The 7996-nt window shown below is 77.3% G+C and carries 8 protein-coding genes; all 8 read left to right on the top strand.

Annotated elements, in window-relative coordinates:
- Positions 1-977 (top strand): glycosyltransferase family 9 protein (locus tag ABZ452_RS22895; RefSeq protein ID WP_357946300.1); only part of this gene is annotated, 977 nt, incomplete at its 5' end.
- On the top strand, positions 974-1948 hold the full coding sequence (locus ABZ452_RS22890) for a glycosyltransferase (protein ID WP_357946298.1): 975 nt from the start codon (positions 974-976) through the stop codon (positions 1946-1948). The genes ABZ452_RS22895 and ABZ452_RS22890, both read left to right, overlap by 4 nt.
- On the top strand, positions 1933-3150 hold the full coding sequence (locus ABZ452_RS22885) for a glycosyltransferase (RefSeq protein ID WP_357946295.1): 1218 nt from the start codon (positions 1933-1935) through the stop codon (positions 3148-3150). Before ABZ452_RS22890 ends, ABZ452_RS22885 begins: the two co-directional genes overlap by 16 nt.
- Positions 3150-3839 carry an SIS domain-containing protein gene (locus tag ABZ452_RS22880; protein ID WP_357946292.1) on the top strand — a complete coding sequence of 230 codons (690 nt, stop codon included), beginning with the start codon at positions 3150-3152 and terminating at the stop codon, positions 3837-3839. Before ABZ452_RS22885 ends, ABZ452_RS22880 begins: the two co-directional genes overlap by 1 nt.
- An 11-nt stretch (positions 3840-3850) precedes the next feature.
- Entirely contained in the window at positions 3851-5323 is a 1473-nt protein-coding gene (locus ABZ452_RS22875) for a PfkB family carbohydrate kinase (RefSeq protein WP_357946289.1), read from the top strand.
- On the top strand, positions 5320-6018 hold the full coding sequence (locus ABZ452_RS22870) for an SDR family oxidoreductase (RefSeq protein ID WP_357946287.1): 699 nt from the start codon (positions 5320-5322) through the stop codon (positions 6016-6018). The genes ABZ452_RS22875 and ABZ452_RS22870 overlap by 4 nt, the downstream gene beginning before the upstream one ends.
- Entirely contained in the window at positions 6015-6986 is a 972-nt protein-coding gene (locus ABZ452_RS22865) for a glycosyltransferase family 9 protein (protein ID WP_357946285.1), read from the top strand. Before ABZ452_RS22870 ends, ABZ452_RS22865 begins: the two co-directional genes overlap by 4 nt.
- Positions 6970-7959 (top strand): DNA topoisomerase IB, encoded by a 990-nt coding sequence (locus tag ABZ452_RS22860; protein ID WP_357946282.1) that lies wholly within the window; start codon positions 6970-6972, stop codon positions 7957-7959. Before ABZ452_RS22865 ends, ABZ452_RS22860 begins: the two co-directional genes overlap by 17 nt.
- The last annotated feature ends 37 nt before the right edge of the window (positions 7960-7996 follow it).

The following is a 7996-nucleotide window of genomic DNA, read 5'->3' as shown; positions in this document are numbered from 1 at the left end:
CCGGGGCGGAACGGGTGGTGCTGCTCTGCGGGCCACGCGGCCGGGCCGCGGCGGAGCTGCTGCCCGGCGTCGACGAGATCATCGAGTGGCCGCTGTCCTGGATCGACGCTCCGGCCCCGCCGGTCGACCCGGCCGGGATGCGCGCCCTGGTCGACCGGCTCGCCGCGGTCCGCGCGGAGGAGGCGGTCGTCTTCACCTCCTTCCACCAGTCGGCGTTGCCGCTGGCGCTGCTGCTCCGCATGGCCGGGGTGCCGCGGATCAGCGCGATCAGCGACGACTACCCGGGCGCCCTGCTGGACGTGCGACACCGGGTGCCCGTCGGGGTGCCCGAGCCGGAGCGGGCCCTGTCGCTGGCCGCGGCGGCCGGCTTCGCGCTGCCCGCCGGCGACGAGCCGGGGCTGCGGCTGCGCGCCGACCGGCTGCCGCCCGCGCCGGCCGCCGGCGAGCCGGGCTACGTGGTGCTGCACCCGGGCTCCTCCGTGGAGACCCGGGCCTGCCCCTTCGAGCTGGCCACCCGGATCGTCCGGGTGCTCAGCGCCGCCGGCTACCGGGTGGTCGTCACCGGCGGGCCGGACGAGCGGGAGCTGACCGCCCAGGTCGCCGCCGCGGGCGGTCTCGACCTGGGCGGGCGCACCGGCCTCGGCGAACTGGCCGCGGTGATCGCCCGGGCCGGCGCGCTGGTGGTCGGCAACACCGGGCCGGCGCACCTGGCGGCGGCGCTCGACGTGCCGGTGGTCAGCCTCTTCGCCCCGACCGTCCCGTTCGGACAGTGGGGTCCCTACCGGGTGCCCACCGTGCGGCTCGGCGACGCCGGGGCGGCCTGCCGGGACACCCGGGCCACACGCTGTCCGGTCCCCGGCCACCCCTGCCTCTCGGCCGTCGAGCCGGGCCGGGTGCTGGAGGCGCTGCGGCTGCTCGGGGTGCCCGCCGACGCGCCGGAGCCGCTGGTCACCGTCCCCGGCGGGGTGGTCGGATGAACATCCTGGTCTGGCACGTGCACGGCTCCTGGACCACGTCGTTCGTGCACGGCAAACACCGCTACCTGGTGCCGGTCACCCCGGACCGGGGCGCGTACGGGCTGGGCCGGGCGCGGACCTACCCGTGGCCGGACAGCGCCGTCGAGGTGGCCCCGGCGGAGCTGCGCCGCGCCGACGTGGACGTCGTGCTGCTCCAGCGGCCCGAGGAGTTCGACCTGGCCTGCGAGTGGCTCGGCCGGCGGGTCGGCCGGGACGTGCCGGCGATCTACGTCGAGCACAACACCCCGAAGGGCGACGTGCCGAACAGCCGGCACCCGATGGCCGACCGGGACGACCTGCTGCTCACCCACGTGACCCACTTCAACGAGCTGTTCTGGGACAACGGGGGCACCCGCACCGCCGTGGTCGAGCACGGGGTGGTCGCCCCGGCGGTCGAGTGGACCGGCGAGCTGGACCGCCTCGCCGTGGTCATCAACGAGCCGGTCCGCCGCTGGCGGGTCACCGGCACCGACCTGCTGGCCCGCTTCGCCGACCTCGCCCCGCTCGACGTCTACGGCATGAAGGTGGCCGGGCTCGCCGAGCACCTGGGCCTGCCCCCGGACCGGCTGACCAGCCACGACGACGTGCCCCAGCACGCCATGCACGCCGAGCTGGCGAAGCGGCGGGCCTACCTGCACCTGTGCCGGTGGACCTCGCTCGGGTTGAGCCTCGTCGAGGCCATGACCATGGGCATGCCGGTGGTCGCGCTGGCCACCACCGAGGCCGTCGAGGCGGTCCCGCCGTCCGCCGGCGCCCTGTCCACCCGGGTCGACGTGCTGGTCGACGCGGCCCGGGGCCTGCTGGACGACCCGGCGGCGGCCCGCCGGGCGAGCGCCGCGGCCCGGACCGCCGCCCGCGACCGCTACGGCCTGGAGCGTTTCCTCGCCGACTGGGACCGGCTGCTGGAGGAGGAAGTATGCGCATCGCGATGATCTCGGAGCACGCCAGCCCGCTCGCCGTCCTCGGCGGGGAGGACGCCGGCGGCCAGAACACGCATGTCGCGGAGCTCTCCGCCGCGCTCGCGGCCGCCGGCCACGACGTCCGCGTGTACACGCGGCTCGACGCGGTGGACCTGCCGGTGACGGTCCGCGCCCCCGACGGGTACGAGGTGGTGCACGTGCCCGCCGGGCCGGCCGAGCCGGTGGCGAAGGACGACCTGCTGCCGTACATGCCGGCCTTCGGGGAGTGGCTGGCCGAGCGGTGGCGCACCGGCGACTGGCAGCCCGAGGTGGTGCACGCGCACTTCTGGATGAGCGGGCTGGCCGGGCTGGCCGCCGCGCGGCGCACCGGGGTGCCGGTGGTGCAGACGTACCACGCGCTCGGCACGGTCAAGCGGCGGCACCAGGGCGCGCAGGACACCAGCCCACCGGGCCGGGTCGCGCACGAGCGCCGGCTGGGCCGCTCCGTCGACCGGGTGGTCGCCCAGTGCCAGGACGAGGTCGCCGAGCTGGTCCGGATGGGGGTGCCCCGGTCCCGGATGACTGTGGTGCCGTCCGGGGTGAACCTGTCCACCTTCGCGCCGCTCGGCCCGGTCGCCGACTCCGACGGCGCCCGGCCCCGGATCCTCACCGTCGGGCGGCTGGTCGAGCGCAAGGGCTTCCAGGACGTCATCCGGGCCACCGCGCTGGTGCCGGACGCCGAGTGCGTGGTGGTCGGCGGCCCGCCGGCCGGGCTGCTGGAGACCGACCCGTACGCGCTGCGGCTGCGCGCGCTCGCCGCGTCCCGGGGGATCGCCGGTCGGGTGAAGCTGATCGGGGCGGTGCCCCGGGAGGAGATGGGGCGCTGGTACCGGTCGGCGGACGTGCTGGTCGCCGCCCCCTGGTACGAGCCGTTCGGGCTCACCCCGCTGGAGGCGATGGCGTGCGGCGTACCGGTGATCGGCACCGCCGTCGGCGGGCTGATCGACACGGTGGTGCCCGGCCGTACCGGTGACCTGGTGCCCGCCCGCGACCCGGCGGCCCTCGGCGCGGCGATCCGCGGCCTGCTCGGCGACCGGATCCGCCGGTTCGCCTACGCCACCGCGGCCCTGGAACGGGCCCGGACCCGCTACTCCTGGTCCACCACGGCCGATCGGCTCGCCGCGCTGTACGCCGAGGTGGCCGCCGTGCGTCGGCCCACCCGGGTGGTCGCCTGATGGCGGCCACGCCGGCCGCCGGGGGGACGGTCCTGGAGGACCACCTGACCCGGCTGGCCGCCGCGCTGCTGCCGCTGCGCGACGCCGAGCAGCTGCTGGCCCGCTGGGGCGGGGAGCTGGCGCACCGGCTGGCCACCGGCGGGCGGCTGCTGGTGGCCGGCAACGGCGGCAGCGCCGCCGAGGCCCAGCACCTCACCGCCGAACTCGTCGGCAAACTCCGCGACGACCGCGAACCCCTGTCCGCCATCGCCCTGCACGCCGAAACATCCGCCCTCACCGCCATCGGCAACGACTACGGCTACGACGAGATCTTCGCCCGCCAGGTCCGCGCCCACGGCCGACCCGACGACATCCTCCTGCTCCTGTCCACCAGCGGCACCAGCACCAACCTCCTCACCGCCGCCCGCGCCGCACACGACACCGGCCTGCGCTGCTGGGCCTTCACCGGCCCCGCCCCCAACCCACTCGCCGGGTCGTGCCACGAGACCCTCGCCATCGACTCGCCGGACAGCCAGGTCGTGCAGGAGCTGCACCTGGTCGCCACCCACGTGCTGTGCGAGTACGTCGACCGGGCGCTGCCGGCGGCGCTCGCCGCCCGCGCCGCGGACACGGCGCCGGCCGACACGGTGCGCGCCGGCGTCGAGGTGGTGCTCGGCGACGGCCCGGACGGGAAGGTGCAGGCCCGATGAGGAGGTCGAGCATGACGGGACCCGTGGTGGTGCTCGGTGACACGCTGCTGGACCGGGACGTCGAGGGGGTGGTGAACCGGCTCTGTCCGGACTCCCCGGTGCCGGTGCTCGAGGAGACCACGCACGTCGACCGCCCCGGCGGCGCCGGCCTCGCCGCCGTCTTCGCCGCCGCGCAGGGCGCCGAGGTCGCGCTGGTCACCGCGGTGGCCGACGACGCCGGCGGCGCTCGGCTGGGCACCCTGCTCGCCGCCGCCGGCGTGCAGTTGTACGCGCTGCCGCTGGCCGGGGCCACCCCGGAGAAGATCCGGCTGCACGCCCGCGGCCGGGTGCTGCTGCGCCACGACCGGGGCGGACCGGCGGGCGATCCGGGCGAGCCGAGCGAGGCCGTGCTGCGCCTGCTCGCCACCGCCTCGGCCGTGCTCGTCAGCGACTACGGCCGGGGCGTCGCCAGGCATCCCGCCCTGCGTGCCGCGCTCGCCGCGACCCGGGCGCCGGTGGTCTGGGACCCGCACCCGCGCGGTCCGGCCGCGGTGCCCGGGGTGAGCCTGGCGACCCCGAACGAGTCCGAGGCACGCGAGCTGGCCAAGGCGCCGCCGGGGGCGTCCCGGCTGGTCACCGCGTCCCGGGGCGCACAGGCGCTGCGCCGGCGCTGGCAGGCCGGCGCGGTGGCGGTGACCCTGGGCGGGGACGGCGCGCTGCTCTGCCACGCCGGCTCCACCCCGCTGGTGGTGCCGGCCCCGGCCGCCGAGGGGGACACCTGCGGCGCGGGGGACCGGTTCGCCGCGGCGGCCACCCTGGCCCTGGCCGGGGGCGCGCTGGTCTCCGAGGCGGTGCAGGAGGCGGTGGCCGAGGCGTCCGCGTACGTGGCCGGCGGGGGAGTGGCCGCCGCGCTGCCCGCTCCGGTACGGGCCGCGGCCCCGGCCGTGGTCGTCGGCGGCGGGGACCGGATCGGCGCCGCCGCGGCCGGCGAGGTGGTGTCCCGGGTACGCGCGGCCGGCGGCACGGTGGTGGCCACCGGCGGCTGCTTCGATCTGCTGCACGCCGGGCACGTGGCGACCCTCCAGGCGGCCCGGCAGCTCGGCGACTGCCTCGTGGTCTGCCTCAACTCCGACGCCAGCGTGGCCGGGCTGAAGGGGCCGGAGCGACCGGTCGTGCCGCAGGGTGACCGGGGCCGCCTGCTCGCCGCGCTGGGCTGCGTCGACGCCGTGCTGATCTTCGACGAGCCCACACCGCGCGCGGCGCTGTCCTGGCTGCGCCCGGACATCTGGGTCAAGGGCGGTGACTACGCCAGCGGCGGCGGCGCGGAGACGCTCCCCGAGGCGGAGATCCTCGCCCGCTGGGGCGGGCACACGGTGGTCGTGCCGTACCTGGACGGCCGGTCCACCACCGACATGATCGCGGCGGCCCGGGCCGGGCGCGGCCTGGCGGGCTGGCCCGCCGCGGCGGAGCCGGCGGTCGTCCAGTCCACGGAGGGAGCACGATGAGCAGTCCACCCGGGGCCGGCCCCACCGTTCTGGTCACCGGCGGGTCGAGCGGGCTCGGCGCGGCGGTGGTCGCCGCGGTGGCCCGGGCCGGCGGCCGCCCCCTGGTGCTGGACCGGCAACGGCCCGCCGACGGGGTGCCCTGGGTCGAGTGCGACCTGGCCGACACCCGGGCCGCCGAGGCGGCCACCCGGGACCTCGCGGAACGCTCCGGCGGGCTGGACGCCGTGGTCACGGCGGCCGGCATGGACGTGCCGGGGAAGCTCATCGACGTGCCGGCGGAGACCTGGGAACGCATCGTCACGGTGGACCTGCTCGCCACCGCCGCCGTGATCCGGGCCGGGCTGCCCTACCTGGAGGCGTCCCGGGGCAACATCGTCACCGTCGCCTCCACGCTCGGGGTGAAGGCGGTCGGCGACGCGACCGCGTACTGCGCGGCGAAGTTCGGGGTGGTCGGCTTCACCCGGGCGCTCGCCGCCGAGCTGGCCGGCGCGGTCGGGGTCACGCTGCTCATCCCGGGCGGCATGCGCACCGCCTTCTTCGACGAGCGGGACGCGCAGTACCGCCCCGGCCCGGACGCGGCGCTCAACGAGCCGGCCGACACCGCCGCCGCGGTGATGTTCGCCCTGTCCCAGCCGGCCGGCTGCGCCGTACGCGAGATGGTGGTCTGCGCGCAGCAGGAGTCGTCGTACCCGTGATCCTCGTGCTGCGGGCGCTCGGGGTCGGCGACCTGGCCACCGCGGTCCCGGCGCTGCGCGGCCTGCGGGCCGGCCTCCCGGGCCGGGAGCTGGTGCTGGCCGCGCCGGCCTGGCTGGCGCCGCTGGCCGAGCTGACCGGGGTGGTCGACCGGGTGCTGCCGACCGCCGGGCTGGTCGACCGGCCGGCGTGGCCCGGCCCGCCGCCGGAGGTGGCGGTCAACCTGCACGGGCGGGGTCCCCGGTCGCACCGGATGCTCGCGGCGGCCCGGCCGGGCCGGCTGTTCGCCCACCGCAACGCCGAGGCCGGGCACCTCGCCGGCCCGCTCTGGGACGACGACGAGCACGAGGTACGCCGCTGGTGCCGGCTGCTGCACTGGTACGGGCTCCCGGCCGACCCCGGTGACCTGGCGCTGCGCCGCCCGCCGGCCGCCGCCGTCCCGGCCGGGGCGACCCTGCTGCACCCCGGCAGCAAGATCCCCGCGAAGCGCTGGCCGGCCGGCCGCTTCGCCGCGCTGGCGCGGATCCTCACCGCCCGGGGTCACCGGGTGGTGCTCACCGGTTCGACCGACGAGCGGGACCTGGCCGTCCGGGTGGCCCGGGACGCGGGGCTGCCCCCGGACGCCGTGCTCGCCGGCCGGACCGGCCTGGCCGAGCTGGCCGCGCTGGTGGCCGACGCCCGGCTGGTGGTCAGCGGGGACACCGGCGTGGCGCACCTGGCCACCGGCTACGGCACCGCCTCGGTGGTGCTCTTCGGTCCGGTGCCGCCGGCGCACTGGGGCCCGCCGCCGGACCGGCCCCGGCACCGGGTGCTCGGGGTCACGCCGCGTGACGGGATCGACCGGGATTGGGCGGGTACGGGTGGGGTAGGAACCCACCCGACGTTGGCGGCCATCGAGGTCGACGAGGTGGTGGCGGCCGTGGACGAGGCGGAACGGGCGGTGCGGGTCTCCGGTGCGATTGCGGCGTAGTGATCCGGGCAGGCCGGGGTACGGACGCCGGCGGCGCGGCAAGGGCTGGCTCTTCGTCGACGCGAAGGGCGATCCGGTGCGCGACCCCGACGAGCTGGCCCGGCTGGGCGACCTGGTGATTCCTCCGGCGTGGCAGGACGTGTGGATCTCGCCGCACGCGAACGGGCACATCCAGGCCACCGGGATCGACGCGGCGGGGCGCAAGCAGTACCTCTACCACCCGAAGTGGCGGGAGAAGCGGGACGAGGCCAAGTTCGACCACGTGCTGGAGGTGGCCCACCGGCTGCCCGTGCTGCGCGACCGGGTCGGGCACGACCTGGCGCTGCGTGGCCTGCGGCGGGAGCGGATCCTGGCCACCGTCGCCCGGCTGCTCGACATGGGCACGTTCCGGGTCGGCAGTGACCAGTACGCCACCGGCGAGGACGCCACCTTCGGCGTTTCCACCCTGCGCCCCGAGCACGCCCGCTCGCGCGGCGGCTGCGTGGTCTTCGAGTTCCCGGCGAAGGGCGGCATCGAGCAGGTCCGCCGGATCGAGGACCCGGAGCTGTGCCGGGTGCTGACCAACCTGCGCCGCCGGCGGCGGGCCGAGGAGCGCCTGTTCGGCTACTGGGACGGTCGGAGCTGGCGGGACGTGCGCAGCGACGAGGTCAACGACTACCTGCGCGAGGCCAGCGGCGGGGAGATGACCGCCAAGGACTTCCGCACCTGGCACGCCACCGTGCTGGCCGCCACCGAGCTGGCCACGGTCGGCCCGCAGCGTTCGGCCACGGCCCGCAAGCGGGCCGTGGCGGCGGTCATGCGGTCGGTCGCCGAGCTGCTCGGCAACACCCCCACGGTGGCCCGGACCTCCTACGTGGATCCGCGGGTCGTCGACCTCTACCACGACGGGGTGCTGGCGCCGGTGCAGCCGGCCATGCCGCGTGAGGCCGCGGAGAAGGCCGTCCTGGTGCTGCTGGAGGAGGAGGCGGGCTGACCGGCCCCGCCGTCGGTCCTGGGGGGAAGCACGACGG

The sequence above is a fragment of the Micromonospora sp. NPDC005707 genome, from assembly GCF_040631005.1.
Classification (GTDB): domain Bacteria; phylum Actinomycetota; class Actinomycetes; order Mycobacteriales; family Micromonosporaceae; genus Micromonospora.
Note: the sequence above shows the minus strand (reverse complement) of the source record. Positions and strands in the feature narration are given on the sequence as shown.

Coding starts and splice junctions, on each gene's coding strand:
- ABZ452_RS22870 (WP_357946287.1), top strand. CDS start 5,320: ATGAGCAGTCCACCCGGGGCCGGCCCCACCGTTCTGGTCACCGGCGGG.
- ABZ452_RS22885 (WP_357946295.1), top strand. CDS start 1,933: ATGCGCATCGCGATGATCTCGGAGCACGCCAGCCCGCTCGCCGTCCTC.
- ABZ452_RS22880 (WP_357946292.1), top strand. CDS start 3,150: ATGGCGGCCACGCCGGCCGCCGGGGGGACGGTCCTGGAGGACCACCTG.
- ABZ452_RS22875 (WP_357946289.1), top strand. CDS start 3,851: ATGACGGGACCCGTGGTGGTGCTCGGTGACACGCTGCTGGACCGGGAC.
- ABZ452_RS22890 (WP_357946298.1), top strand. CDS start 974: ATGAACATCCTGGTCTGGCACGTGCACGGCTCCTGGACCACGTCGTTC.